Origin of the sequence: Paraburkholderia nemoris, assembly GCF_905221015.1 — a bacterium.
Lineage (GTDB): Bacteria > Pseudomonadota > Gammaproteobacteria > Burkholderiales > Burkholderiaceae > Paraburkholderia > Paraburkholderia nemoris.
This window is the reverse complement of record NZ_CAJNBO010000017.1, coordinates 75,901-100,695: the sequence shown is the minus strand read 5'-3', so window position 1 is coordinate 100,695 and position 24,795 is coordinate 75,901. Positions and strand designations below refer to the sequence as shown.

Here is a 24,795-nt window from a genome sequence, read left to right as displayed (position 1 = left end):
TCAGCTTTTACCGCCCGCTTCCCCGGCCGTCGGAATCTGCGGCGGAATCGGCGCGGTCTGCCCGGTCGGGGGCGGCGCCGGACGCGGTTCGTGCGACACATCGCGCGCCACCGCCATCGCGGCGTGCGCGCTCCGCGTGGCAGCCGCCGCCTCGGCATGCGCCTGCCCATGTCCATGCGGGCCGACCTCAGGCAGTTCATCGTCCGGCAAAGGCTGTCCCTCGCTATCCTTTGACGACGTGTACACCCGCATCTGCGGCACCGGAATCTCGATGCCGGCTTCGTCCATCTTGCGTTTGAGCCTCAGATTGAAGGCGCGCGCCACGCTCCATTGCTGCAAGGGCCGCGTCTTGATCTGCCCTTTCACGACCATCCAGTTCGGATCGAAACGGTCGAGCCCCCACACCTCGATCGGTCCGAGCATTTCGCGCCGGTAGCGGAAGTCGGCCATCAGATCCGCGCCGACTTCCCGAATCAGTTGCGTGATCTCATCGACGTCGGTCGAGAACGACATGCGCACTTCGAACACCGCATAGGCGAAGTCGCGCGACAGATTCTTGACGATCTTGATCTGCGAGAACGGAATGGCGTGAATCGCGCCTTGCCCGTCGCGCAGGCGGACGGTGCGGATCGACAGATGCTCGACGGTGCCCGCGTGGCCGCCGTCCACGTCGATCCAGTCGCCGACCGAAATCGTATCTTCGATGATGATGAACAGGCCCGTGATCAGGTCGGTTACGAGCGACTGCGCGCCGAAACCGATCGCGAGCCCGATCACCCCGGCGCCGGCCAGCAGAGGCGTGACATTGATGCCCAGGTTCGCCGCGGTGACGATGCCGGCAATCGTCATGATCGTCACCAGCAGCACATTGCGCAGCAGCGGCAGCATCGTGCGCGCCCGCATGCTCGGATTGCGCGACTTGTTGCGTGGACCACCCGGATTGAGGGCTTCGGTGATCGCCGTGTCGACCAGAATCCACAGCAGCCATGAAATGAACACGGTCGCGATGATCGCGGTCACCGCGTGCGCAATCCCGCGCGCCGCGACGTTTTTCTCCACGACTTCCGCGAGCGACACACCCCATAAACGTGCCGCCAGTTCGAAGAAGAACAGCCAGATGAACAGCGTCAGCAGCGTGCCGCAAAAGCGCAGCAAACGCGACAGATAAGGCGAGCGGCGCCGCGCGCGGTGGCTTCGCGGGCGCGTCACGCGCAGCACGATGGCTGACAGGAAAAATGCGAACACGAGCAACAGCGCGGTGACCACCGAGATCTGCAGCACGTTTTCGCTGGACCCCGAGCCGCCGAGCGTGGCCACCACCGACGCGGCGGCGAGCACCAGCACCGGTACGTGCCAGAGCGAGGCGAGCACGTCGAACGCGTCGGTCGCGGCCCTGTGATCGTGGCGCTGCTCGTAAGGCCGGTTGCGAATCAGATGCGCGACCGGCCGGCGGAACGCCAGCGCGAAATAGCCGGTGAGGACGGCGGCCGTCATGTTGGCGGCCGTCGAAATCAGCGCGGCGAGATTCGGTCCGAGCTGATGCTCGACGTCATAGTTGACCGCCGCATCGCCGAGGGCGGCGCATATGCCCACCACGAACAGCACGCGCCGCGCGTGTTCGATCAGCAGGTGCACCGCAACCCGCCGATGCCCTGAGCCAAACAGCGAAAACATGATCAGACAGATCGCCGAGAACACCGCACCCGCAACGATCGCATAGGCGACCACCAGGCCGAGCGTGCGGCCGAGCGCATCGGGCATCGCGCGCACAAACAGCAACGCGGCGAGAAAGGCGATGATCCACGGGCCGACGCGGCGCAGCGCGAAGATCAGCAGCTCGCGCGTGGTGGGGTTCGGTTTGAGCCCCATGAGAATACCGAAGCGCCGGTACAGCCGGTGCTGCACGTAGATTATCGCGCCGGCGCACGCGCCCCAGCCGGCCAGCATGGCAATCATCGAGAAGACGATGCGCCCGAAGCTCTCTTGCCCCTGGCCCGAAATGATCGTGTAGAGCTCGTTGCCGGCCGCGTTGAATCTCCCGCCCCAATAGCGCACCGGCGTGCGGCCCTGATGCACATTGGATTCGAACGACGCGATGCCCGACGCGATCGCGCCGAGCAAGCCAGCACTCGTTTGGGCCGACGCGGATGCGGGCGTGGCGGGCGCGACGTTTTGCGACACGTCACGCAGCTTCTTGAGCTGAGCGACGAGCGCGGTGCGCTGCTTGTCGTTGTCGAGCGTGGAGATCACGCTGTCGAGCGAGCGCGCCAGTTCCGCCTGGCTCGCGGGCGACGGCGCCGAAGCCGCTTCCGCAGCCGAGGCGCCCGAGGCGGCAGACGCCGGCGTTGCCGTCGCGCTATTGATCAGGCTCTGCAGGGCCGGGATGACCGGCGTGGCGGCGCCGGCGGCCTGGGCAGTGGCGGGCATCCATCCGATACCAAGGGTCAGTACGAGGCAGACCGTGGCTGCCCACGCGCCAAACCACGCCGCGACATGAGCGCGAATGCCGCGCCCGATATGACTGGAAGGAAAATGAAAGACGGCGCGAGTCGCCAGTTGCCCGCCGTTAGACGGCGCGGCCCCGGACTCACGCCGCAATGGGCATGACTGCATGGCGTTCCGTAAGAAAACGGGAGACGCCAGTGTAGCCGCAGTTGCACCACCCGCGCCTGAACATGCGTAACCGATTGTTAGGACGCTTGCGCAAGTTCGAGGAGCCACGGACTGCCGTCGTCCCCTCGAACCGCCGCCAGGACGCACGCAACGGGCGAGGCGCAACACGAGCTGCGCGCAGTCCCGCGCTCCGCCAAGGCTCAATAAGCCACTGTCGCGATCTGACGGACGAAACGGCCCTGCTCCAGTTCGTCGACGAAGGCGATCGCATAGTCTTCCGCGGAAATGCGGCTATTGCCTTCGGCGTCGGCCAGAAGCGTGTTCGCGCCCGTGCGGAACGTGCCAGTGCGCTCGCCCGGCGCAATCAGCGCGGCCGGCGCGAAAAACGTCCAGTCGAGGTCGGTGATGCCGCGGTAGTAATTGAGTGCATCGCGGTGAGCCAGTGCGACCGCTTTGTAAGCGTCAGGAAAACCGTCCGCGTCGACCAGTTGCTTGCCCGGCGCCACTTCGAGCGAACCCGCGCCGCCCACCACCACGAGGCGCTTCAAGCCCGCGGCGCGCACGCCTTCGACGAGCGCATGGGTCGCCTTGGACACCGCTGCGGGATCGTCATGCGGCGGCGCATAAGCGCTCGCCACCACGTCGTGACCACGCACCGCGGCGCCGACGCTCGCGGCGTCGAGCAGATCGGCCTGCGCGGCTTTCAGATTCGCCACGTCGGCCGGCACGCGTGCCGGATTACGCGCCAGCGCCGTCACCTGATGCCCGCGGCGTGCAGCTTCCGCGGCGATCCGCGAACCAATCGTGCCGGTGGCACCGAACAACGCGATCTTCAACTGTTTGCTCATTTCAATACTCCTGTGATTTGCTTATATGTAACCACGTTGATTACATATTAAGTGGAAAAAAGAGGGGCGTAAGCCCCCGTCCGTTCTCAGGTGCGCAGGTTCCTTCTACACCGTGAGCGCCCTTCGATCCCGCCTCTTTGCTACCTTATTTGCCGCCCTCGCTGCCGCATCATCCATGCGAACGCCGCTTGCGTTCCAGCGCCCGTTCAGCGCGCATCAGGTCGGCAGTGGCGTCAGCCAGCGTGCGAGCACCGAGCGACGCTTCCATGGCCTGCTGCGCTTCGTCGATAATGCCGCGCAGCACAACCTGGATATGCCGCCCCACCATGCACGCCGGATTCGGTTCCTCGCGATGCATGGCGAACAATTGCGCGTCGTCCACCGCGCGATACACCTGCAGCAAGGTGATCTCGTCAGGCGCCTTGGCGAGCAACGCACCTCCGCCCGCGCCGAGTTGCGAGGTCGTGAGACCCGCATCGGCCAGCATGCTCAGCAAACGCCGGATCAGCGCAGGATTCGTATTCACGCTGCCAGCGATCATCTCCGACGAGAGCGGCACGCCCTCCTGCAACGACAGCAGCGCGAGCACATGCACTGCAAATGCAAACCGGCTACTCGTATTCACAGCAAACCTGCCCGGCGACGACAATGTGTAACCATAGTAATTACATTTAATCCGGCTGTCAAACGAACGAACGGACGAACGAGCACGAGCAGCCGGATGCACCGCCTGTCATCTCACTTGTCCATCTGCTTTTGTGCATCGCTGGAATCGCTCGATGTCGACGCCGAAGCCGAAACGCCCGCCGCCGACGCCGACGCCGAACTCTGCGCCGACCATTCCTGCAGCTTGCGCCCCGCCGTCTCGAGGCCCTGGCCCGTCAGCGCGGCCGCCTTGCCGAGTTGCGCATTGGTCGCGCTCGCTGCGCCTTGCAGGTTGGCTTGCGCGCTCGATGCCAGCGAGGCCGGATCGATCGTGATCGACGGCGCGGACGCCGACGAGAGGTTCTGCTGCGCGGCGGCCTTGGTCGCATCGACCTGCTGGCCGACGTAGCTGGCCGCCTGATCGAGCTTTTGACCAGCTGCTTGCGCCGCATCGTTGAGCTTGCCGGCAACCTGTGCCGACGCGTCGTTTTTCTGGCAAGCCGTGAGGCCGCCGAACACGAGGGCGACAACCGCAACGCGGCGCAACAACGGCGAACGAATGGATAAAGTCATATTTAAGTGTGAGCCGCGTCGAGCGGCTTCCGAATGCGAAAACGGGCTCATGATACGCCGTTGCGCGGCACAGTCTCCTTGGCGACCATCCGGAAGCCCGCGGACCCGAAGCTGCCCGGCTGCGGCTCGAATCAATTGCACCAGCGCCGCCGTGTCGTCAGCGTGTAGTGCACGCCCTTCGAAATACTTCATTGCGTACTCCGTCGCGGTTCTGTCAAACGTGTTGGAGTAGACTGCCTGAGCGTTCGATGTGTTCCGTTGATCAATAGGAGGCATGCGATGGCAGCAAAGAAGATTCTGTTCCTGACCGGCGACTTCGCCGAGGATTACGAAACGATGGTGCCGTTCCAGGCACTGCAGGCGGTCGGCCACGTCGTCGACGCGGTCTGCCCGAACAAGAAAGCGGGCGACAAGATCAAGACCGCGATTCATGATTTCGAAGGCGACCAGACCTACACCGAAAAACCCGGCCATCAATTCACGCTCAACGCAACGTTCGAGGACGCCGATCCACGCCAATACGATGCGCTGGCAATTGCAGGCGGCCGCGCACCGGAGTACCTGCGGCTCAACCACAAGGTGATCGAGCTCGTGCGGCAGTTCGCCGAAGCGGGCAAGCCGATCGCCGCGATCTGCCATGCCGCGCAACTGCTGGCTGCCGCCGACGTGATTCGCGGCAAGCGCATTTCCGCGTACCCGGCCTGCGCACCCGAAGTAAAGCTGGCCGGCGGTGAGTACGCCGACATTCCGGTCGATGCGGCCATCACCGACGCCAATTTCGTCACCGCTCCCGCATGGCCCGCCCACCCTGAGTGGCTGCGTCAGTTCCTCGTGCTGCTCGGCACGCGGATCGAGCTCTGATCCTCAGGCGAGCGCCTTGCCCTCGAGCACTGCGCGCTCGCAAAACACCCCCATATTTGAGACTAGTCCGATAGTTCGAAACGCAAGGTTTTCCTATAGTCGCCGGTTGACTTGGGAGCCCCTTTCGATGGAACTGACTGACTGGATCGTCATGCTCGCCGTGACGTTGATGGCGATTGCTTTTTTCTGCGCGCGTACACCGGCCAACTGGTCGCGAGAAAACCGTGCGCGGCGTCTGACTGGCACACGAATGCTGGTACAAGCGGCGTGTTCGCTATGGGCGGCGCTGTTGATCGTCGCGCACGGCCTGTTCGCCCTGGACGGCCTGCCCGGCCTGCACCCGGCGCCGCGCGAGGCGCTGACCGGCGTGGCGATCCTGCTCGTCTGCGGCTGCTACTGGTCGATACGCGGCAGCAAACTCCTCAAGCCGCGCCGGCTCTTTACCGCGTACTAATACCGGGCGCGGCATTGGCGGCATGTGCCGGCGCACCGCCGCGCGGGCCTTGGCCATCACGATCACCCAGGCCCGCCGCGCGTGCTTCGCGCGCACCACGAACCGCCTGCACACCGTCCGCCTGCGCGGCCTGCGTTTCGACCGCCAGTTGTGCCGTTCGCACCTCAGCTTCGGGCAGCGACAGATAAAACGTCGTGCCGACGCCCTCTTTCGATTCCGCCCACACGCGCCCGCCGTGCCGTTCCACCACGCGCCGCACGAGCGCGAGGCCGATACCCTCACCCGCCGCCACATTGCCGTGCAGCCGCTGAAACGCGTTGAAAAGCCGCGGCAGCGCGACCGCCGGAATGCCCAGGCCATTGTCCCGCACGTAGAAAATCCGTAGCGAATGCACGCCCGGCGGCGCCGGCGTCGTGCCAATTTCGACCCGGCCTTCACGCGTGGGGTCCAGGTAATTGACTGCATTACCGATCAGATTCGCGAACACCTGTTCGAGCGCGGTCGGGTCGCCCCATACCGCCGGCAAATCTTCGACGATGACACGCGCCCGGCGCGCCCGGATCGACGCTTGCATCGCATCGACCACGCGCGGCACGATGTCGCGCACCTCGACCTTTTGCTGCCGGTACTCCACACGGCCGACCCGCGACAGCCGCAATAGCGCGTCGATGATATGAGATGCCCGCAGCACGGCCGTCTGCAGGAAATGCAGCGCCTCGCCGATATCCTCGTCGACCACACGTTCGATGCGCTGCCGCGACTCTGTCGCGAGCGACGACTGGCGCAACACCACGCGCAGTTCGTCACACGCGCGAATCAGTTCCTTCGAGAAGCCTTGCAGATTCACCAGCGGCGCACGCAGGTCGTGCGACACGCTGTAGATGAACATTTCGTTTTCCTGAGTCTGTTGCCGCAAGGTCTCGTTGATGCGCGCCAGTTCGCTAGTGCGGCGCGCCAGATCGGACTGGAAACGCGCCTGGATGCGCTCGGCTTCGAGCAGGCGCCGGCTGGTTTCATGCAAGGTCAAATCGAGCCGGGCGATTTCATCGCGCCCCGGGCCGATCGGCGCCAGCGGCTCGTTGCCCGCAAGGCGCCCGGCGTTGTCGGACAGCAGCGCCAGCCGGCCACGCACGCCGCGCGTGAACAGCCACACGGCCAGTGCGACGAATAGCAAGGAGCCGAACACGGCCGCGACGACCAGCGTCTGTTGCCGTTCACGCGCGGCATCGGCGGCATTCGAGCGCAACGTGTCGAGGCGCCGCTCTTCGGCCTGGAAAGCCGCCACCTGCTGACGGAAACGATCGAGCACGTCGGCCGAGGCAAGCTCGCGAAAACGATCGAGCAGATCGCGCCGCCGCCCCGAATGCAGCATGTCCTGAATGCGGTCAGACCACTGCCGATACCCCTGCACGGCCTGGCGCACCTGCACCACGCGCTCGACTTGCGCCGGGTTGTCGGCAACCAGATCGGCCAGTTGATCGATGCGACGGTCGACGTCCATCCACAAGGCGACCGGCGTCGTAAAGCGGGTGTCGTTGGCGAGCACCGCGCCGCGCAGCGCCACGGACTCACTCAGCACCGGATCGAGAATCGCGGTGGTCTGGCGCAGCACGTCTTCGCTATGGATGGCCCACCGTTCGGCTTGCGTCGCGTCGGCCTGCGCCATGACGAGTCCAGACAGCAACGCCAGTTCGAAGACGGCCGGGATTGCGATCAGCAACAGGCCTTTAGTGGTCAGTCTCATGCGTGCGCATTGGAAGTCGATGGCCGGCAGATCGTGCGCGGGACGGCACATTATGTCGGCGTTTGCGCAGGAAGACAAAGAAGACACGCCACTAACCAGGCCTCTGCCGCCAAATACGAACCCGGGCGCAATGAATCCGCATAAAACGTCAGCGTTTTGAATGGAACGTAAATCGGATCGAATGTCATGCCCCGATTTGGAATCGCTACGACCCATATGAAACGGCCGTCTTCTTACATTATGCTTTCATCGTTGCCGCGATCGCGGCGACGGCGGCACGCTCGTGTATGGGGCGATTCGCCTGACGGTGGGCTTGCGGCTCGATCAGGAAGACGAATACAACGGCGCGGATCTGTCGATCCACAAGATTTCGGCGACGCCGAAGCGCGAAAGCGTCGGCTGATGGCTTAACCGCTAGTTAATCTCAAACCAGGGCTCAGCGGCGTGCAGGATGTTTCGCGTCCCCGTGCTCGCCGATCAGGCCGAATTCGATCGGGCAACGCGTGTAGAACACCGGGAGGCAGCCCGCTCGCACCGCTTCGAGCAAGGCTTCCGCCTCCCCTTCGGTGACCGCGAAGATCACCAGTTGCGGCTGATCCGCCAGTTCGAAGAAGCGCGCTGCGTGCCGCGCGCCCGCGTGGCCGACGCCTTCGGACGCCGCCAAGACGGTCGCGCCATGAATGCCGACGAGCTTCGCGATCGACAGCAGACATTCCACGACCGATTGATGGCCGTGGCGCCGGTTCTTCTCGGTATAGAACGTGAGCTGGTAGCCCTTCGTCATGTCGGCCTCCCGCGCGGTTGCGGCGTTGCAGTGGACCACGGCAGACGCTCGCAGGCCCTCTATTGATTCTAGATCACGCCCCACGCGATGCAGACCGGACACGTGCGCCGCGACGGCGCTCACCTGTCCCCAATGCCCTGCCAATGCTAGACTGGCGCGCTGGAGATGGCATTCTCCCGATGGCATTCTCACTTAACCGCCCTCGATGGCTGATGATGCCTGCTTCGCCCGGACGACTGCGGACGCGGCATCACGCCTTCCGCTCAAGCCCGGTTTGTCGACCTTTTGGCTTCGCCAGAGTACTTTTGCATGTATCTGTCCATTCTCGCGGTCGGCATCGGCGGCGCGCTCGGTTCGCTGTTCCGCTGGTTTCTCGGTATCCGTCTGAACGGCCTGTTCCCGGGTATGCCGCTCGGCACCTTCGCCGCTAATGTGATTGCCGGCTACGTCATCGGCGTCGCGGTTGCGGGGTTCGCACGGGCGCCGCAGATCGCGCCCGAATGGCGGCTCTTCATCATCACGGGTTTGATGGGCGGCCTGTCGACCTTCTCGACGTTCTCAGCGGAAGTCGTGCAGCGCTTGCAGGACGGACGGCTTGGCTGGGCGGCAGGCGAGATCGTCATTCACGTGGCGGCTTCGCTCATCATGACGATCCTCGGCATCGCGACCGTTTCGTTGCTGTCGCGCTGAAAACCGTACCTATTCCAATCAGCCTGATCGATCTAAGCGCTTCCCCCAGATAAGCGCTATCGCTTCACGCCTCTTTAGCTTTATGTGCTTTCGCTCGAGTACTCGCCGGCGCATTTTTCTTCAATTTGGTCTGGTTGTACTCAATAGCGGCGCGCACGAGTTTCTTTAAAGCGGGCCCATTGACCTTATCGCCCTCGAGAAAATCGATCGCGCGTCTCGCGTTACCGTCGAGGCCCGCGTTGAAAAGCTTGTCAGGATCCGCGAGATTCGCCCCGTGGGCAAAGGTCAGCTTCACCTTCCCTTTATGAGCGTTGGCGACCGCGATCATTCCGTCGCGGGACCACACCGGGCTTCCCATCCACTTCCATTCCTCGATGATCTCCGGGTCGGCTTCAAGGATGGTTTTGCGGATGCTGGCGAATGTTTTGCCACGCCAGTCCGTGATGCCTGCGATCAGCTGGTCAATGTTTTCCGATGGAGTCATTGGATCCTTGTGCCTCGAATTATTGTTCGGTTTCGACAGAGCCTAGCTTTGAATTGTGCCCGCATCAATCCATTCGGGCTAAAACCTATGCCAATGCCGCAAGGTATTGCTGTAAACCCGCACCTGACGCTGACAAAAACAACCGCCCAACATTGCATTTTACTGAGGCCTGGTGGGACATTTATTTCCCCATTTTTTTCGATTTTTGTTGATCACGACAGACGTAAGATCGCCGCAGCCTGAATAGAAGAAGGGGCAATAAATGGCGATCACCTTGAATCTCTCAGCGTCTGCGAATCTGAACAAGTCGCTAAAGATTGATGCGATTCGATTCCTCGCGGCTGTCTGGGTGCTGATGTATCACTTCAAGCCACCCGCGTTTAAAGAACTTCTGCCTCATCAACTCGCCTTCCTCGGCGGCGCACTATGGTCCGGCTCGACAGCGCTGTTCGCGGGCCCTGCCGCCGTCATCGTCTTCTTTGTCATTTCCGGCTATTGCATCCATAACGCATATCAAAAGGATGTGACGCTTAAGCCAATCAACTATTACGCGTCCAGATTCATCCGCATTGGATTACCGCTAGTCATCCTGCTGTGCCTCGTTCAACCGTTGCCGACGGGGCAGAACTATCTGGAGTCCGTGCTGTGGTCGCTCTATTGCGAGATGGTGTATTACGCCGCTTATCCGCTCCTGCGCGCCCGCTTTCGCTACATCGGCGAAATGATCGTGGGCTGCGCGGTTACGGCGGGCGTGATGGTGGCTGTGGTTCGTCTGATCGGGCATCCGGTTTGCCATGGCTGCGTCATTGAAACGTATGGCGTTCCGGGTACGGCTTTACTGTATGCGGCCGGATGGATCTTCGGCTGCCTGATCGCGGAGACTCAGCGCAACGCGGAGCAGTTCCACGTTCGTGGCGCGTATTCGCCGCTTACCCTGATGATCAAACGCGGCCTTGATCACAGTACCCGTTTTCTCGCGAATCATCTGGTTGCGCTGAGAGTGGTGATTGTCGCGGCCGGGGCCGCCATTATGATTCTGCTGTCCGAATCGAATCTCAAACCGGCCGCTGTGCCGTTGATTACGCCGGATATCACGCTTCCGCTATTTCAGTTCCTGGCGGCGGTCTGGATCGCGGCGGAGACAGCCACGCCTTCCAGAAGCAGCGTCTGGGCCAGACTGGCTACTTTTGGCGCGTGGTCCTATAGCCTCTATCTTTGCCACAAGATGGCGCTCGCCCTGCTGGAAATGACCCGCTTCGACGAGACGTCCCGATTCGCCTGGTTCGTGCAGGTGGCGTTGGCGTTCGCCATTAGCTACGCGTTTTACCGGATGATCGAAAAGCCTTCGCATCTGATTTCCCAGCGGCTGCGGAAATACACGCCGAATGCGCCTGCTGCGCCGGCTGCCTGAAGGCACCGCATAAAGCGACTTCACGAGCGAACTGGCAATATCAGTTGGCGTCGCTTCAGGCCTACTCCCGGACGGACCATCCGAACAGCGTGAGCGCCTATAGCTGCCCCGGACGCGGATCAGCCACGAAACCGCCGCGATTGGGCATCGCCACACGCGGCAACGAGGCCGCGTCGAGCCGCGTATTCGCCGGCACGATGCCGTTCTGGTTGAGCAGAAATGCGCTGAGCGCGTACACCTCGTCGGCTGAAAGCGATTCGGGCGCGTTGTAGGGCATCGCGCGGCGAATATAGTCGAACAGCGTGGTCGCATAGGGCCAGTAGCTGCCCACGGTGCGCTTCGGCTTCGCGCTCGTCAGCGTGCCTTGCCCGCCTATCAGTTGATCGCCGAGACCGCCCTGCCCCTGCTCGCCGTGGCACGCCGCGCATTTGGCGGCGAATATGTGCGCGCCGGTGGCGACGTCGCCGCTGCCCGCAGGCAGGCCGCGGCCATCCGGCGCGACGTCGATGTTCCAGGCGGCGAGTTCCTGATCCGTAAGCGGCGTGCCGATATCGTGGACCGCCCTGGCGCTCTGGTCACCCGGCGCAATCGATGAGCACGATGCCAGCGCTGAGAGCGACAGCAGCACGGCCAGCGCTACACGTGAGGGCCTACGTAGCGAACGGCCATCACGCATTGCGCACCTCCCCGCTTGCATCCACTCGCCATTGCTGGATCGCGTTGTAGTGGTACTGCGAATTCAGGCCGCGTGCGGCGACGAGTTCGGCGCGCGTCGGTTGCACATAGCCGGTCGAATCGGTGGCGCGCGAAAGAATCGCAGTCGCGCCGCCATCCCAGCGCCAGTCCGCCTGAAAGCGCGTGAGCGCACGATCCAGGATCGCACCGTCCAGACGCGCGGGACGCCACGTCGCACCGCCGTCGGTCGACACCTCCACCTTGCGAATCGTCCCGCGCCCCGACCAGGCCAGACCCGTGATCGGGTAATAACCGTGCGTGGTGAGCCGATGTCCCGGCGACGGCCGCGTGATCACCGATTTCGCGTCCATCTCGAACGCAAACTGACGCGCGGTGCCGTTCGCGAGCAGGCTGGTGTACTTCGAGGTTTCCTCACGCGTTTGCAACGGCGAATCGACCACCTTCAGCCGGCGCAGCCACTTGACGTTCGTATTGCCCTCGAAGCCCGGAACGATCAGACGCAACGGATAGCCGTTCTCGGGACGCAAGCGTTCGCCGTTTTGCGCGTAGACCACCAGCGCCCGGTCGAGTATCCGATCGAGCGGCAAGCTGCGGGTCATCGCCGCGGCGTCCGCGCCTTCGGCCAGCAACCAGCCGCCGCTTGTATTGCCGGACGCCGTCACACCACCCACCTCCTCCAGCAAAGTCGGCAAACGCACGCCGGTCCATTCGCAGCACGACAGCAGACCATGCGTGAGTTGCACCGGCATGCCGCTCGGGCCATTCCATTCGTTGCCGGTATTGCCGGAGCACTCGAGAAAATGAATCCGCGATTCGGACGGCAGGCGCAGCAAGTCGTCCATCGTGAACAGTTTGGGCGTGCGCACGAGGCCATGAATGGCCAGCCGATGCTGATCGGGATCGATGTCCGGCACGCCGCCGTGATGACGTTCGTAGACCAGACCGTTAGGTGTGAGCGTACCGTGCAGATCGGCGAGCGGCGTCATCGACGAAGCTGCACCGGGCAGTGGCCACGCGCGCGCACTCCGCCGCACGACATTCACCTCGTGGGGCGACGGCACGCCGTACGGATGCTCGAGAACAGGCGCGCCGGGCACCCGGCTCGAAGACGCGACCTCGAGCGGCCGGAGCAGTTCGCTAGCCGCCGCGGCGTGCGAAACGGCGAGACCGCCGGCGGCCAGACGACCCAGCAGTCGACGGCGGCCGCGCGACGGCGGAGAGTTGTGCGGGTTCATCATGGCGTCGGCGCATCATAGGCAAGCCGATTAGCGTAACGATGCCTGCCGCCATGGCCAAACGATAAATTCGACTATCGTTCGACACAAACCGCATATCGGACAGATACGGCGCGCCGTCAAGCCAGCACGTTCGAGAACACCCGATCCGCGAGACGATTGGAGTCAGTCCCGCTATTGAGCACGCCCACCGCCTTCAGATCGTCTGCATAAAGCGAGATCTCCTTCTTGAACGCATCCCCAACCGGATGATGGCGATCGGTATGGCTCTTGAGCATCTCCGCCAGTTGGCCCACATTGGCGGACGGCGTATAGACCGAGAAAATCGCAGCGGCATCCGCGGGATGATTCGCTGTCCACTCAGTCGCTTCGAGCAGCGCCTGCGTCAACGCCTGCGCGGTGGCGCGATCTTTTCGCACCAGCGTACCGCGCACGCCGAGCACACAGCACGAACGCGTCTGATATTCACCGCACAGATTGTTCGACACTTCATACAGGTGGTCGGATTCGCGGATCGACCAGATGGTCGGGTCGCCATCCGCGATCGCCTGCACTTCGCCCTTCTTTAGCGCTTCGCCCAGCAGGTTCGCCGGGTACTGGCGCCAGTTCACATCGCGCTCCGGATCGACACCGATCTTCTTCAGCACAATGGCGAAGAAATTCTTGGTCGGACTCGCCATATCGCTCACGCCGATCGTGCGGCCCTTCAGCCCCGCCACATCGACGATGCCCGACGCACGCGTGGCCAGCAAACGCATGCACCCGCCGTGAATCCCCGCAGTGAGTTTCACATCGAAGCCCTGCTCCAGCGGCTTGATCCAACGCAGCGCCATGCCGACACCCGCATCGGACTTGCCCGTTGCAATTGCCTCGAGCAGCTGATCGGTCGACCCTGAAAAATTCACGAGCTCCACCTGCAAACCGTGCCGCTCGAAAAAGCCCTGCTTCACCGCGACGGCGACAGGCGCGGTGCAAATCGCGCCCGCGTTCCAGGAAAGCTTGAGGGGTTTGAGCGGAGCCTGCGGCGTTTGAGCGAACGCGAGCGACCCCGGCATCAGCGACGCACCACCGAGCGCCGCCGCGCCCGCGGTCCAGGCCGTCTTGCGCAACCACGCGCGGCGGGCCGGACTCAGCGGAGATTCATCGTAGGGATTCATGGTTGACTGTTCCTCTGGTCGTTATCGATTGTTTTATTCGTTCAGGTGTCGAGTCCGAGCTGGGCGAGCACCTCGCGGCGCAGCGCCACCAGTTTCGGATCGTCGCGATGACGCGGATACGGCGCGTCGTTGCGCACTTCGGCGACCACACGCGCCGGCCGCTCGCTGAAAACGATCACGCGGTCGGCTAGCAGCAGCGCTTCTTCCACGTCATGCGTCACCAGCAATACGGAAAAGCGCGCGTCCTTCCAAAGCCGCGCGAGTTCACCCTGCATGCGGATACGTGTGAGAGAGTCGAGCTTGCCGAACGGCTCGTCCAGCACCAGCAGCGCCGGATCGTTGACGAGTGCGCGGGCCAGCGCCACGCGCTGCGCCATGCCACCCGACAATTGATGCGGAAACGCTTCGGCGAATTCACTGAGGCCGACTAACTCCAGGGCGGCGTCGATCCGTTGCTCTGCCTGCTTCTCTTGCGGACCACTGCGTCGCGCGAAGCGTTTGCGCTGCGCCTGCGGACCGACCCCGACATTGCCGCGTACCGTGCGCCACGGGTACAAGGTCGGATCCTGAAACACCACCACACGCGACGGATCAGGACCGGCGATTGCAGCGCCATCTGCCTGCACGCTGCCCTGCGTCGGCGTATCGAGTCCAGCGACCAGCCGCAGCAAGGTGGACTTGCCGCAACCACTCGGGCCGAGCAGCGCGACGAACTCGCCCGGCTCGACCGTGAAGCTGACATCCTGAAGCACCGGCAACGCGGCGCCACGCAGCGCCAATTGATGGCTGACATGGCGCACGTCGATGCGCGCGCCGTCGCGGACCGGCCGAGCAGCGGCCAACTGGTTCAACACTTCGGGTACGGCTACCATTTGAGCAATCCCTTTTGCCAGGCCAGCAAGCGGTCACGCACACGAAACAGCAAGGTGATCAGACCGGAGCACATCAGCGCCATCACGAGCAGCGCGGCATACATATTCGAATACGCGGCCCAGCCCTGGGCCCATTGCAGATACCAGCCGAGCCCCGCTTTCACGCCCATCATTTCCGCGACGATCAGCACCGAAAACGATGCGCCAAGACCCATGAACAGGCCGACGAACACCGACGGCAGCGCCGCCGGAATCGCCACGCGCAGAATCAGAAAACCGGGCCGCGCGCCGAGCGTGCGCGCGATGTCGTAGTAGGCCGAATTGACGCCGGCCACACCCGACCAGGTCAGCACCGCAACCGGGAAAGCGGTCGCAAGCGCGATCAGGAACACACTCGCACTGAAGCTCGACGGAAAGAAAAAGAACGCCAGCGGCAACCATGCCGTAGCAGGCAGCGGCCCGATCAGGCGCAGGACCGGATGGACCCAGTAGCTCACGGCCTGCGACCAGCCGATGCTCACCCCCGTCACAAAACCAGCAGCCGCGCCCAACACGTATCCATAGGCGAGTAGTCCAAACGAATGCACGACGCTCGAACCCAGTCGTGGGTAGTCTTCGGCATAGACACCGATCAGCGCTTGCGGTGGCGCGAAGAAGGGCCGCGGCAGCCACTCGAGTTGTGCCGTGACCACTTCCCACGCGCTCACGCCGAGCGCCAGCGCGAGAAACCATGGCATTGCCCCGAGCCATGCGCTGGTGCGCGTGGGCGTCGTCGCCTGAGTGGACGGATTACGCCATCCCGCGACGGCCGTCGCAACAGCAAATGCTGCGAGCACCAACTTCAACGCGATGAATTCTTTCGTGTACGGCCAGTCGTCGGCACTCGGCCACCATTCGGTCAGCGCCGCGCTGCCGAACCACGCTATCGCCGCGAGGCCCGCAACCAGAACACCGCGTGAAAACCCACGCCGTGTTAAGGCGCGGTTGATGTCAACGACATCCGTACCGATGGCCGGCGTTCCTGTTGTGATCGATTCGAACTGCGTGGACATAGCGGCTCCTGCCTCTCGCCTTGTTGAATTACCGTGACCGTGCGCTTGCTGGAGTCCACTTCACGCGACGTCGACCCTGTCGCGCTGCCAGACGCTCTGTGCGTAAATTGAATCGTCGAAATCCGCGGCGATGTCGCCATGAATCCGTGCTTCATGCGCGTCCAGATCGGCGAGAAATAGATCGCGGCTGATTCGCTGCACCACGGCGGGAATGTCGCGCTTCATACTCGGCACGTCGCCGACCGGCAAGCCGAAACTGACGAAGGCCGCCGGGTTGTAGACGTGGATATGCTTCAGATAAGGCGCTTCGCCCTCGACCTTCTCGAGGTATTCGAGTGCGGCGCCGAGATACGGATGCGCGCTCAGCGCGTCGTCGGTATCGCTTGCAGCGGGCGAGTATTGATCGCGCCATAGGCGGATATGCCCGGCGATCTGCGCCAACTCCGGCCGCAGCGCCGGATCGATCACATAGCCCGTGCCGGCAATGACGAAATCGAATGCGAACGACTCACCCGCCACGTCGGTCTCCACGCGCGCGTCTCTGACGCTTGCCTGTTTCCACGGCGCGCCGAGATGCAGATGAAAGTTTGGAAAGCGTGTGACGCGCTCCAGGGCGTCGACTGGCGGCGTCGAACCGGCAACACGGAAGCGCCGCGCCTGCGACCAGCGAATCGCGTCAGGCAGATGGAAATAGTTGTCGTACGCGCCGGGATAAGCGCGTGTGCGGGTCACCGGCACCGACGCAATCCGCTCACGTCGCACGAACAGATGCACCTGCCCTGCGCCGGCTTCGAGCGCCGTGCCTGCCGCATCGAATGCGGATGCCGCGCCGCCGATCACCGCCACGGACTTGCCGCGCAGCGCAGCGAAATCGATCGCCTCGGAGGTGTGGGCACGAAGTGTCGACGGAAGGTTTTTCAGCACAGCAGGAATGTTCGGACTGCCGTTACCTGCAACACCATTGCCGAGGACGATCTTGCGTGCCGTCTCCACGATGTTGCGCACCGTGGCACCATCGCGTACTTCCAGATGCAAACGAAAATGCTCACCCGCGGGTTCGATTCGCGTGAGCCGTGTCCCGTAGCGAATCGGAATCTCGAGGAAATGCCGGTACCACACGAGATATTCTGCCCAACGCGTGCGAGGAATCCGGTCAATCTCCGCATACGAATCGGCGCCGAAGCGCGCTTCATACCATGCCTGAAAGCTCAGCCCCGGCAGACCCGCCTCGGGACCCACCAATGACTTAGGGGTGCGCAGCTTGTTCATTCGAGCGCGATTCAACCAGACGCCCGCTTGACCTTCATCTGCTGCGGCATCGATCACGCTAACCTGACCGATGCCGGCGCGCCGCAGGGCGAAGGCGAACGCCGCGCCGGTCTGTCCACCGCCGACAACCACCACGTTATGGTCGATGCCATCGCGCGGCGGGACCCAGTTCTCGGGTGCTGGACCGATCAGCCGCAGTGTGTCGAGCGCAGGCTGATCGGGGTGATTGGATTGCGTCATGGTGTCGGGTTCGGTCTGGGAGTTGAATAGCAGACGGATGCGTCGAAATCGAATGGCGCGGCCATCGGACGATCAAGTATCGCGGCGCCGCAGGCTTACCCAAACCAACAAATTTCGCTTTGCTTATTTGTTTCGAAGAACCCTACCCCTACGCTCGCGCCGTCACTCCTGAATCCGTGTAGTCCTCGGCATCGATGTCATAACCCGATGGCTCCCATCGAATCGCCAGCAGCACGAGCAACGAAGTCAGCGGCGCAATGGCGATCAACCAGAAAACCTTCGTACCGAACGCAGCAGCCAGAACCGGGAATAGAAACAACGAAACCGTCGACGCGGAACGCACCAAAGTCTGATTGAAACCCACTCCGATTCCGCGCAGCGAGGTCGGATAGCTTAGCGATGCATAGGTCATCGAATGGGAGCCCGGTCCGAAACCTTGCCCGAACAGATAGCCGCCAAGCAACAGGATCGCGACCACCACGAGCGCGCTGCTGCCCGGTTTGCCGATCAACGCGAGGCCGATCAGCGAGGCGAACTGCAGCGAGTGCCCAAGCACAGTCATCTTCCACGCGCCGACGGTCGGTGCGGTGCGCACGCCGATCAACCCGCCCACGAACGCAAATGCCAGGTTCAGCGCGAGCGCGGCGATGATCGTCGTGAGCGGCCCCTGATGAAAGAAGCTGGTAATGATCACCGGCAAGCCGAAAATAATCGCGTTATAGCCGAACGAAGAAGCACTGCCGATCACCGCGGCAAGAATCGTTCGACGCCGATACGTCGCATTGAACAGGACCCCATAGTTACGCCAGGACGCCGCACGCGGCGCCTTGACCGGTGTCGCGCTTCGTTCAACCACTGCGTCGACGCCGTAGGAGCGCTTCAGAATGCGCGCCGCCTCTTCGAGATCGCCCTGGTTCGCTGCCCAAACAGGCGATTCGCTGATATAGCGGCTGCGCACGAGAATAATCACAATGGCCGGTACCGCACCGAACGCGAGCGTCAGACGCCATAGCCAGCCAAGCTGATGCTCCGGCAGAATCGCGTACAGCCCGAGAATCAGCAGATAGCAGGTGCTCGTGGCTGCGTACCATGCGGGGCACCACGCGGCGACACTCGCCGCCTTGTTGCCCTTGCCCGCCACCCGCGAGAACTCGGCGAGAAACGCCATCGCCACGGGCAGATCGAGCCCTACGCCGAAGCCCATCAGAAAGCGTGCCCCGCCGAGCACCCACGCATTCGGCGCAAGACCGGCCGCAATCGCCGCGACCACGAAGAACAGCATATCGGCCATAAACACGCGATAACGGCCTATGCGATCAGTCAGATACCCGCCGAACAGTGCGCCGAGAATCGCGCCAAACGTGATCGCCGACGAGACGAATCCCACCTGAACCGGCGACAGTGAAAACTGGCGCGCGATGTCCTTGATCCCGTAAGCGAGCGACGTCAGATCGTAAGCATCGAGAAAGACTCCACCCAGGGCGATCGCAATCACGATGCGTGCGTTACTGCCCTTTGCAGCGCCTGCATTGACGATGCGCGAAACATCCTGCGCACTACGGATGACAGCGGGAGATGTTGTGTTACCGGCCGGCGCTTGCGCCTCGGCGACGGCAGAGGGAAAAGCAACAGTTGACATGATCTCGCGTTCGCATGAATGGCTGAAGCGTCGCATGGTAGCCATGCAATCCATGTCGGCAAAACGACGAATTTAACTATGCAAATCGGGAATCACGCACTTGCACCGCGCTAGTGCCGCACGGACCCTTTCAGGCAACGTGGTTCGAACTACTGCAGATTTTCTTATCAGCAATGATTGGTTGGATTCGAGCGCACGCGAATCTAACGTGTATTGCCAGCTCTCTGCCCATCTGAGCATTTGCACTCCATTTCCTTCCATCGATCGGTATCGCCGAATGCGCTATTTTCGTCTGCTGAAATCTTTTGTTGCCGTGGCGGCCCTGTCGCTTGCCACGGGTCATGCCTACGCTGACAAACCCGCCGTGATCCGGATCGGCGTCGCGCAGCAGGGCACGGGCGATCCACCTACCTTTGGCGGATCACCAGCGGCGACGGTGCAATTGCAGCAGTCGCTCGAAAAGGAATTCGCCGCCGACGGCATCAAGGTCGAATGGCTGTTCTTCAAAGGCGCCGGCCCGGCCGTGAATGAAGCGATCGCCGACAAGTCACTCGACTTCGCCTTTCAGGGCGATCTGCCTGCAGTACTCGCCCGCGCCAACGGCCTGAAGACTCACCTCCTGCTCGCCTCGGGCGTGCGTACCGGTGTCAAGATCGCCGTGCCCCCGGATTCGGATGTGCGCTCGATCAAAGACCTCAAAGGCCCGCGCGTCTCCATTTTTCGCGGCACCAATCTGCAACTGGTCGCCGACAACGCGCTCGCCGCCAATCAGCTCGAAGAGCGCGACCTGCGCGTGATCAATCTCGACACCGCCAGCTCGCTCGCCGCGCTGGCGTCCAAGGGGATCGACGCATCGGTCAACGACTACCACCTGTACAAACTGCGCGACCAGGGTCTCGCGAAAATCGTCTACGAATCGCAGAACGATGGACCGCAATTCACGCGCCAATCGCATCTGCTAGTACTCGACGATTTCGATAACGCGCATCCGGATGTCGTGCAACGCGTCGTCAACGTGTTCGTTCAGGGCGCGCAATGGTCGTCGGATGAGGCGAACCGCGATACGCTCTTCAAGCTGTGGGCAAAAAGCGGCGTGCCCTACTCCTCATGGCAGGCCGAGTTCGCGAATCAAAGCCTGAAAGACCGCAATTCGCCGTTGATCGATCCGTTCATCGTCGCGCGTTATAAAGCGGTCGCGGCGGATGCGCTGAAGCTTAAACTGATCCGGCAACCCGTCCAGGTCGACGGCTGGTTCGAGACGAAGTATCTCGACAACGCGCTGCGCGCGCAAAAACTCGACCACTACTGGACGCGCTACGACGCTGCCGGCAAGCCGCTCAGCTAAAACGGGAGCGATCACGATGAGCGAAACCGCACTCCAGGTCGATAGCGAACGGCTCGGCCACGCTGATGAGGCGCCGCACGCGCCGCTCTATCGCAATGCACGCTTGCGCGCCCTCGCCTGGCATCTCGCGCCGTGGGTATTGCCAGTTTTGCTGCTCGCCTTATGGGCGATCGGTTGCGAGCGCGGCTGGATTGCACCGCAGATTTTGCCGCCACCCGAGCGGGTGTTCGACACCTTTGTCGAACTGGCGAGAAGCGGCGATCTCTCAAGTAACACACTCATCAGTCTCCAGCGCGTGCTGCTCGGCTTCGCTGCGGGCACCCTCGTCGGTTTTGTGCTCGGCGCGGCGCTCGGTCTGTCGCGTACCTTCGAAGCTTATGTGCTGCCGAGCTTCAATGCGGTGGTGCAGATTCCGGTGCTCGGCTGGCTGCCGTTTCTGCTGCTGCTCGTCGGTGTCGGCGAGCCTCTCAAATACATCCTGATCGCGCATGCCGCGCTTGTTCCCGTAACGTTGAGCACGCTGCAAGGATTCCGCCAGACACCCCCGTCGCTCGATGAAGTCGCGCGCGTCTTCGAATACAACCGCTTGCAACGGATCGTCTATCTCGTGCTGCCCGCTGCCGTGCCGACGCTCGCCACCGGCGTGCGGCTCGCGTTCACCAAAGCGTGGCTCGCACTAGTGGTCGTCGAACTGGTGGCGTCTTCCGAAGGGCTCGGCTATCTGATCGTCTACGGCCGGCAACTGTTTCAGCTCGACCTGGTGATGGCCTCGGTCGTCGTGGTCGGGGCCATCGGTTACGCGATGAATCGTTCTCTCGACGCACTCGAAGCGCGTTTGCGGCGCGGTCAACCGTCGGCGTTTCGCGAGTAATGGTCATGACGCCGATTGCTGCCACGCACCGCCTATGAGGTATCCACGATGAGTCTTGCTCTCTTTAAGCGGCCTGCTGGATCGAAACAGTCGGCCGATGCGTCCTGTGACTGCGGCAGCAACGTGCCCGCCTCCTTCCAGCGCGCGGCGCGACCGCGCCGGTCCCTGCTCTCACGCGTCGACTGGCGCGGCGCCGTCTTGCCTATTGTCGCCATTGCGATCTGGTGGGCGATCTCGGAAGCGCACGTCGTCAAGAGCGGCTTGCTGGTCAGCCCCGCGCAGGTGCTGGCCACCGCCTGGCAGCAAATCGTCACCGGTGCGCTTTTCAAGGCCCTTTCCGCCTCGCTCGTGCGTGAAGCGAGTGGCTTCGTGATCGGCACGCTAGGCGGCCTGCTGCTTGGCAGCGCGCTCGGCTTCTCGCGGCTTGCCACGCGCATGATCGGTCCGAGCTTCGACACGTTCAAGCAGATCTCCCTGTTTGCATGGATTCCGCTGATTTCCGTGTGGTTCGGTCTCGGCGATGCGGCGAAAGTCGTGTTCCTCTCGCTCGCGGCGTTACTGCCGGTTGCCGCGCATACATGTGACGGCATTCATGCCGTGCCACGCGCCTACATCGAAGTCGCGCGCGCTTTCCGCTATTCGCGCTGGCAACTGATCCGCGCGGTCATTCTGCCGGCCGCGCTGCCGTCGATTTTCACCGGGCTCTATCTCGCGCTGATCTATTCGTGGCTCGCCACGCTTGGCGCGGAATATCTGCTGGTGGCAGGCAGCGGGATCGGCAATACGCTGATCGACGGCAGCGAGCAGTTCCGCATGGATCTGGTGCTGTTCGGCGTGATCGTGGTCGGCGTGACCGGTTGGGCGTTGAACGCGCTGGCGCGCGCGGCGGAACGGGCGATCTTTGCGCGCCGTTCGCAGGTGGCCGCTCGATAAGCACGCAATCGATATTCACCGGCTATGCGTTGAATTTGCACTGGGTTTGCACTGAATACAGATTACAGATCAAGGTCCGCACATGACTTCTTCCACACTGTCCGACAGCATCGACATTCTTCACGTCAGCAAGCGCTATACGCAACAAGGCGGCACATCGCTCGCGGTGCTCGACGACATCAGCCTGCGGGTGCGCCCCGGCGAATTCGTCAGCGTGCTTGGCTCGAGTGGTTGCGGTAAATCGACCTTGCTGCGGCTGATCGCAGGACTGGATACCGATTACAGCGGCGATATTGTCGTTGCCGGAGACAAGGTGCGCGATACGTCGCTCGAGCGTGGCATCGTGTTCCAGGATCACCGTCTGTTTCCGTGGCTCACGGCCTCGCAAAACATTCTCGCAGCGTTGCGTAACGCGCCGCTGTCGGCACGAGAAAAGCGCGATGCGGTTGCGCAGCACATCGCGCTCGTCGGCCTGAACGGCTTCGAGAATGCGTATCCCCATCAGTTGTCGGGCGGCATGGCGCAGCGTGTGGCGATCGCGCGCGGCCTCGTGAACCGTCCACGCGTTCTGCTGCTCGACGAACCGTTCGGCGCGCTCGATGCGCTCACGCGTGGCCGCTTGCAAAACGAGTTGCAGCGCATCTGGGAACACGAACGCATCACGATGATTCTCGTCACGCACGATGTCGACGAAGCGCTCTACCTCGGCGACCGCGTCGTTACGATGGCGCCACGGCCGGGCCGTATCAAGCGGATCGTCGATGTCGCTCTGCCGCGTCCACGCGAGCGTAACGATCCTCGCTTCATCCGTTTGCGCGACGAAGTGCTAGCCGACTTCGCCGAGCACGACGCCGCGCGCCGCGAACCTCATGACGACGATGCCCCACGCGGCGGCACGCGCATCCCGGCGGCGAATCCATCGATCACCGAATGGCGGCTCGCCTGGTGACGCCCGTGGCATCCCCCTACACACAAACCCTTCGCGGAGACAACGATGAGCGGTGAAAATCGCCAGAAGCGGCAGATCAAGCTGGGCGCCTTCCTGATGGAAACAGGGCACCATATCGCCGCATGGCGGCATCCGGATGCACTCGCGAGTGGCGGGCTCGACTTCGCGCACTACGCGGAACTGGCGCAGATCGCCGAGCGCGCCAAATTCGACACGATATTTTTCGCTGACAGCGTCAGCGTGCGCGACACGAATCTACCCTCGCTATCCCGCACGGCACGCGCCGATCATTTCGAACCGGTGACGCTGCTGTCCGCGCTTTCGGTCGTGACGAAGCACGTCGGCCTGATCGCCACGGTCTCCACCACGTTCAACGAACCGTACAACCTGGCGCGCAAATTCGCGTCGCTCGATCATCTGAGCGGTGGACGCTCGGGCTGGAATCTCGTCACGTCGAGCACCGAATCCGAAGCGCTCAACTTCAATTTCGAACGCCACCCGGAGCACGCGGTCCGCTATGAACGCGCACGCGAGTTCTATGACGTGGTGGCCGGCCTATGGGATAGCTGGGAAGACGACGCGTTTATCCGCGACAAGGAAAGCGGCGTCTATTTCGATCCGGATAAGCTGCACGTGCTCGGTCATAAAGGCAAGCACTTCAAGGTGCGCGGACCGCTAAACGTCGCGCGTTCACCGCAGGGGTGGCCGGTCGTCGTGCAGGCCGGCGCATCGGAAGCGGGACGTGATCTCGCCGCGCAAACCGCGGAGGTAATCTTCGTCGCGCATCAGACACTCGATGAAGCGCAGTCGTTCTACCGCGACGTCAAAGGCCGCCTCGCGAAATACGGCCGCTCGCCGGATCACCTGAAAATCATGCCGGGCATTTTTCCGATTGTCGGCCGTACGCAGGAAGAAGCGGACGCGAAGTTCGCCGCGCTGCAGGACCTGATTCATCCGACGGTCGGTCTGTCGCTGTTGTCGAACATGTCGGGCGGCGTGGACCTTTCCCAGTATCCCGTCGACGGGCCCCTGCCCGAGCTGCCGGAAACCAATGGTGGCAAGAGCCGTCAACGCCTGCTGTTCGATCTCGCACGGCGCGAAAACCTGACGATCCGCGATCTGTATCTACGCATTGCCGGCGCGCGCGGCCACCAGCAGGTGGTCGGGACGCCGCAGAGCATCGCAGACCAGTTGCAACAGTGGTTCGAAGAAGAAGGCGCCGATGGCTTCAACATCATGTCGCCGTGGTTGCCGGGCGGCTTGACGGAATTCGCTGAACTGGTGGTGCCGGAATTGCAGCGGCGCGGACTTTTCCGCACCGAATACGAGGGCCGCACGCTGCGCGAGAACCTCGGGCTGCCGCGACCTGCAAACCGCTATACCACCGAGACAAAACAGGTGGCCGCCGTAGCGGGATATTGACGCAACAC

At 62.8% G+C, this 24,795-nt stretch carries 23 protein-coding genes, 1 pseudogene and 1 riboswitch; of the genes and pseudogenes, 10 read left to right on the top strand and 14 right to left on the bottom strand.

All coding sequences use genetic code 11. The features are described 5' to 3' along the window. The 4 genes from KHO33_RS25365 to KHO33_RS25350 form a co-directional block, all read right to left on the bottom strand. Positions 1 to 2,613, bottom strand: a complete 2,613-nt coding sequence (locus tag KHO33_RS25365; RefSeq protein WP_200565672.1) for a mechanosensitive ion channel family protein — start codon at positions 2,611 to 2,613, stop codon at positions 1 to 3. Between the two features lie 200 nt (positions 2,614 to 2,813). Continuing rightward, on the bottom strand, positions 2,814 to 3,461 hold the full coding sequence (locus tag KHO33_RS25360; protein WP_054034666.1) for an NAD(P)-dependent oxidoreductase: 648 nt from the start codon (positions 3,459 to 3,461) through the stop codon (positions 2,814 to 2,816). Positions 3,462 to 3,630: 169 nt separating this feature from the next. Further along, the gene (locus tag KHO33_RS25355; protein WP_168435666.1) at positions 3,631 to 4,086 is read right to left on the bottom strand and encodes an Rrf2 family transcriptional regulator; all 456 of its coding nucleotides are present in this window, start codon (positions 4,084 to 4,086) and stop codon (positions 3,631 to 3,633) included. Between the two features lie 113 nt (positions 4,087 to 4,199). Beyond that, on the bottom strand, positions 4,200 to 4,679 hold the full coding sequence (locus KHO33_RS25350; RefSeq protein ID WP_054034703.1) for a hypothetical protein: 480 nt from the start codon (positions 4,677 to 4,679) through the stop codon (positions 4,200 to 4,202). A 279-nt stretch (positions 4,680 to 4,958) separates the two neighbouring features. Between KHO33_RS25350 and KHO33_RS25345 the strand changes: the two genes are divergently transcribed. After that, positions 4,959 to 5,540 (top strand): DJ-1/PfpI family protein, encoded by a 582-nt coding sequence (locus KHO33_RS25345; protein ID WP_054034667.1) that lies wholly within the window; start codon positions 4,959 to 4,961, stop codon positions 5,538 to 5,540. Between the two features lie 127 nt (positions 5,541 to 5,667). Further along, the gene (locus KHO33_RS25340; RefSeq protein ID WP_054034668.1) at positions 5,668 to 5,994 is read left to right on the top strand and encodes a hypothetical protein; all 327 of its coding nucleotides are present in this window, start codon (positions 5,668 to 5,670) and stop codon (positions 5,992 to 5,994) included. Here the strand turns inward: KHO33_RS25340 and KHO33_RS25335 are convergent. Next, the gene (locus KHO33_RS25335) at positions 5,981 to 7,738 is read right to left on the bottom strand and encodes a sensor histidine kinase (protein WP_200565671.1); all 1,758 of its coding nucleotides are present in this window, start codon (positions 7,736 to 7,738) and stop codon (positions 5,981 to 5,983) included. The genes KHO33_RS25340 and KHO33_RS25335 overlap by 14 nt on opposite strands. A 271-nt stretch (positions 7,739 to 8,009) precedes the next feature. On the opposite strand from KHO33_RS25335, the pseudogene KHO33_RS25330 reads away from it, so the two are divergent. Further along, a pseudogene (locus tag KHO33_RS25330) lies at positions 8,010 to 8,141 on the top strand (ammonium transporter); the annotation flags it as partial. Positions 8,142 to 8,174: 33 nt separating this feature from the next. On the opposite strand, the gene KHO33_RS25325 reads toward KHO33_RS25330, so the two are convergent. Beyond that, complete coding sequence (locus KHO33_RS25325) at positions 8,175 to 8,522, bottom strand: DUF190 domain-containing protein (protein ID WP_054040100.1); 348 nt, start codon at positions 8,520 to 8,522, stop codon at positions 8,175 to 8,177. Positions 8,523 to 8,674: 152 nt separating this feature from the next. Further along, positions 8,675 to 8,751: riboswitch (Fluoride riboswitch) on the top strand. An 80-nt stretch (positions 8,752 to 8,831) separates the two neighbouring features. Here KHO33_RS25325 and crcB point away from each other — a divergent pair. Then, a complete protein-coding gene (crcB, locus tag KHO33_RS25320; RefSeq protein ID WP_054040080.1) occupies positions 8,832 to 9,212 on the top strand; it encodes a fluoride efflux transporter CrcB in 381 nt (126 codons plus the stop codon). A 64-nt stretch (positions 9,213 to 9,276) separates the two neighbouring features. Here the strand turns inward: crcB and KHO33_RS25315 are convergent, their stop codons facing one another. Further along, positions 9,277 to 9,696 carry a DUF1801 domain-containing protein gene (locus KHO33_RS25315; protein WP_054040078.1) on the bottom strand — a complete coding sequence of 140 codons (420 nt, stop codon included), beginning with the start codon at positions 9,694 to 9,696 and terminating at the stop codon, positions 9,277 to 9,279. Between the two features lie 262 nt (positions 9,697 to 9,958). On the opposite strand from KHO33_RS25315, the gene KHO33_RS25310 reads away from it, so the two are divergent. Continuing rightward, entirely contained in the window at positions 9,959 to 11,107 is a 1,149-nt protein-coding gene (locus KHO33_RS25310; RefSeq protein ID WP_054040076.1) for an acyltransferase family protein, read from the top strand. Positions 11,108 to 11,204: 97 nt separating this feature from the next. Here KHO33_RS25310 and KHO33_RS25305 read toward each other — a convergent pair whose 3' ends face one another. The 7 genes from KHO33_RS25305 to KHO33_RS25275 all read right to left on the bottom strand — a co-directional run bounded on the left by KHO33_RS25305 (position 11,205) and on the right by KHO33_RS25275 (position 19,267). Further along, the gene (locus tag KHO33_RS25305) at positions 11,205 to 11,783 is read right to left on the bottom strand and encodes a c-type cytochrome (RefSeq protein WP_054040075.1); all 579 of its coding nucleotides are present in this window, start codon (positions 11,781 to 11,783) and stop codon (positions 11,205 to 11,207) included. After that, positions 11,776 to 13,041 carry a sulfite dehydrogenase gene (gene soxC, locus KHO33_RS25300; RefSeq protein WP_054040073.1) on the bottom strand — a complete coding sequence of 422 codons (1,266 nt, stop codon included), beginning with the start codon at positions 13,039 to 13,041 and terminating at the stop codon, positions 11,776 to 11,778. The genes KHO33_RS25305 and soxC overlap by 8 nt, the downstream gene beginning before the upstream one ends. 116 nt (positions 13,042 to 13,157) lie before the next feature. Then, a complete protein-coding gene (locus KHO33_RS25295) occupies positions 13,158 to 14,195 on the bottom strand; it encodes an ABC transporter substrate-binding protein (RefSeq protein WP_200565670.1) in 1,038 nt (345 codons plus the stop codon). 41 nt (positions 14,196 to 14,236) lie between these two features. Continuing rightward, the gene (locus tag KHO33_RS25290; protein ID WP_054040071.1) at positions 14,237 to 15,067 is read right to left on the bottom strand and encodes an ABC transporter ATP-binding protein; all 831 of its coding nucleotides are present in this window, start codon (positions 15,065 to 15,067) and stop codon (positions 14,237 to 14,239) included. Then, on the bottom strand, positions 15,061 to 16,119 hold the full coding sequence (locus KHO33_RS25285) for an ABC transporter permease (RefSeq protein ID WP_128576666.1): 1,059 nt from the start codon (positions 16,117 to 16,119) through the stop codon (positions 15,061 to 15,063). Before KHO33_RS25285 ends, KHO33_RS25290 begins: the two co-directional genes overlap by 7 nt. 60 nt (positions 16,120 to 16,179) lie before the next feature. Then, complete coding sequence (locus KHO33_RS25280) at positions 16,180 to 17,628, bottom strand: SidA/IucD/PvdA family monooxygenase (RefSeq protein WP_200565669.1); 1,449 nt, start codon at positions 17,626 to 17,628, stop codon at positions 16,180 to 16,182. 148 nt (positions 17,629 to 17,776) lie between these two features. Beyond that, positions 17,777 to 19,267, bottom strand: coding sequence for an MFS transporter (locus KHO33_RS25275; RefSeq protein WP_200565668.1), 1,491 nt, complete (start codon positions 19,265 to 19,267; stop codon positions 17,777 to 17,779). A 277-nt stretch (positions 19,268 to 19,544) separates the two neighbouring features. Between KHO33_RS25275 and KHO33_RS25270 the strand changes: the two genes are divergently transcribed. The 5 genes from KHO33_RS25270 to KHO33_RS25250 all read left to right on the top strand — a co-directional run bounded on the left by KHO33_RS25270 (position 19,545) and on the right by KHO33_RS25250 (position 24,787). Continuing rightward, the gene (locus KHO33_RS25270; protein WP_200565667.1) at positions 19,545 to 20,612 is read left to right on the top strand and encodes an ABC transporter substrate-binding protein; all 1,068 of its coding nucleotides are present in this window, start codon (positions 19,545 to 19,547) and stop codon (positions 20,610 to 20,612) included. A gap of 16 nt (positions 20,613 to 20,628) precedes the next feature. Beyond that, positions 20,629 to 21,483 (top strand): ABC transporter permease, encoded by an 855-nt coding sequence (locus tag KHO33_RS25265; RefSeq protein WP_054040067.1) that lies wholly within the window; start codon positions 20,629 to 20,631, stop codon positions 21,481 to 21,483. Between the two features lie 48 nt (positions 21,484 to 21,531). Next, positions 21,532 to 22,416: an ABC transporter permease gene (locus tag KHO33_RS25260; RefSeq protein WP_128576665.1), complete on the top strand. Its 885-nt coding sequence runs from the start codon at positions 21,532 to 21,534 to the stop codon at positions 22,414 to 22,416. A gap of 82 nt (positions 22,417 to 22,498) precedes the next feature. Continuing rightward, a complete protein-coding gene (locus KHO33_RS25255; RefSeq protein WP_054040065.1) occupies positions 22,499 to 23,365 on the top strand; it encodes an ABC transporter ATP-binding protein in 867 nt (288 codons plus the stop codon). Between the two features lie 45 nt (positions 23,366 to 23,410). After that, entirely contained in the window at positions 23,411 to 24,787 is a 1,377-nt protein-coding gene (locus KHO33_RS25250; RefSeq protein ID WP_054040064.1) for an LLM class flavin-dependent oxidoreductase, read from the top strand. The last annotated feature ends 8 nt before the right edge of the window (positions 24,788 to 24,795 follow it).

What these genes read in the sequence shown, in the direction of transcription:
- KHO33_RS25365 (WP_200565672.1), bottom strand. Translation starts at nt 2,613, where the DNA reads ATGCAGTCATGCCCATTGCGGCGTGAGTCCGGGGCCGCGCCGTCTAAC.
- KHO33_RS25360 (WP_054034666.1), bottom strand. Translation starts at nt 3,461, where the DNA reads ATGAGCAAACAGTTGAAGATCGCGTTGTTCGGTGCCACCGGCACGATT.
- KHO33_RS25350 (WP_054034703.1), bottom strand. Translation starts at nt 4,679, where the DNA reads ATGACTTTATCCATTCGTTCGCCGTTGTTGCGCCGCGTTGCGGTTGTC.
- KHO33_RS25345 (WP_054034667.1), top strand. Translation starts at nt 4,959, where the DNA reads ATGGCAGCAAAGAAGATTCTGTTCCTGACCGGCGACTTCGCCGAGGAT.
- KHO33_RS25340 (WP_054034668.1), top strand. Translation starts at nt 5,668, where the DNA reads ATGGAACTGACTGACTGGATCGTCATGCTCGCCGTGACGTTGATGGCG.
- KHO33_RS25335 (WP_200565671.1), bottom strand. Translation starts at nt 7,738, where the DNA reads ATGAGACTGACCACTAAAGGCCTGTTGCTGATCGCAATCCCGGCCGTC.
- KHO33_RS25325 (WP_054040100.1), bottom strand. Translation starts at nt 8,522, where the DNA reads ATGACGAAGGGCTACCAGCTCACGTTCTATACCGAGAAGAACCGGCGC.
- crcB (WP_054040080.1), top strand. Translation starts at nt 8,832, where the DNA reads ATGTATCTGTCCATTCTCGCGGTCGGCATCGGCGGCGCGCTCGGTTCG.
- KHO33_RS25315 (WP_054040078.1), bottom strand. Translation starts at nt 9,696, where the DNA reads ATGACTCCATCGGAAAACATTGACCAGCTGATCGCAGGCATCACGGAC.
- KHO33_RS25310 (WP_054040076.1), top strand. Translation starts at nt 9,959, where the DNA reads ATGGCGATCACCTTGAATCTCTCAGCGTCTGCGAATCTGAACAAGTCG.
- KHO33_RS25305 (WP_054040075.1), bottom strand. Translation starts at nt 11,783, where the DNA reads ATGCGTGATGGCCGTTCGCTACGTAGGCCCTCACGTGTAGCGCTGGCC.
- soxC (WP_054040073.1), bottom strand. Translation starts at nt 13,041, where the DNA reads ATGATGAACCCGCACAACTCTCCGCCGTCGCGCGGCCGCCGTCGACTG.
- KHO33_RS25295 (WP_200565670.1), bottom strand. Translation starts at nt 14,195, where the DNA reads ATGAATCCCTACGATGAATCTCCGCTGAGTCCGGCCCGCCGCGCGTGG.
- KHO33_RS25290 (WP_054040071.1), bottom strand. Translation starts at nt 15,067, where the DNA reads ATGGTAGCCGTACCCGAAGTGTTGAACCAGTTGGCCGCTGCTCGGCCG.
- KHO33_RS25285 (WP_128576666.1), bottom strand. Translation starts at nt 16,119, where the DNA reads ATGTCCACGCAGTTCGAATCGATCACAACAGGAACGCCGGCCATCGGT.
- KHO33_RS25280 (WP_200565669.1), bottom strand. Translation starts at nt 17,628, where the DNA reads ATGACGCAATCCAATCACCCCGATCAGCCTGCGCTCGACACACTGCGG.
- KHO33_RS25275 (WP_200565668.1), bottom strand. Translation starts at nt 19,267, where the DNA reads ATGTCAACTGTTGCTTTTCCCTCTGCCGTCGCCGAGGCGCAAGCGCCG.
- KHO33_RS25270 (WP_200565667.1), top strand. Translation starts at nt 19,545, where the DNA reads ATGCGCTATTTTCGTCTGCTGAAATCTTTTGTTGCCGTGGCGGCCCTG.
- KHO33_RS25265 (WP_054040067.1), top strand. Translation starts at nt 20,629, where the DNA reads ATGAGCGAAACCGCACTCCAGGTCGATAGCGAACGGCTCGGCCACGCT.
- KHO33_RS25260 (WP_128576665.1), top strand. Translation starts at nt 21,532, where the DNA reads ATGAGTCTTGCTCTCTTTAAGCGGCCTGCTGGATCGAAACAGTCGGCC.
- KHO33_RS25255 (WP_054040065.1), top strand. Translation starts at nt 22,499, where the DNA reads ATGACTTCTTCCACACTGTCCGACAGCATCGACATTCTTCACGTCAGC.
- KHO33_RS25250 (WP_054040064.1), top strand. Translation starts at nt 23,411, where the DNA reads ATGAGCGGTGAAAATCGCCAGAAGCGGCAGATCAAGCTGGGCGCCTTC.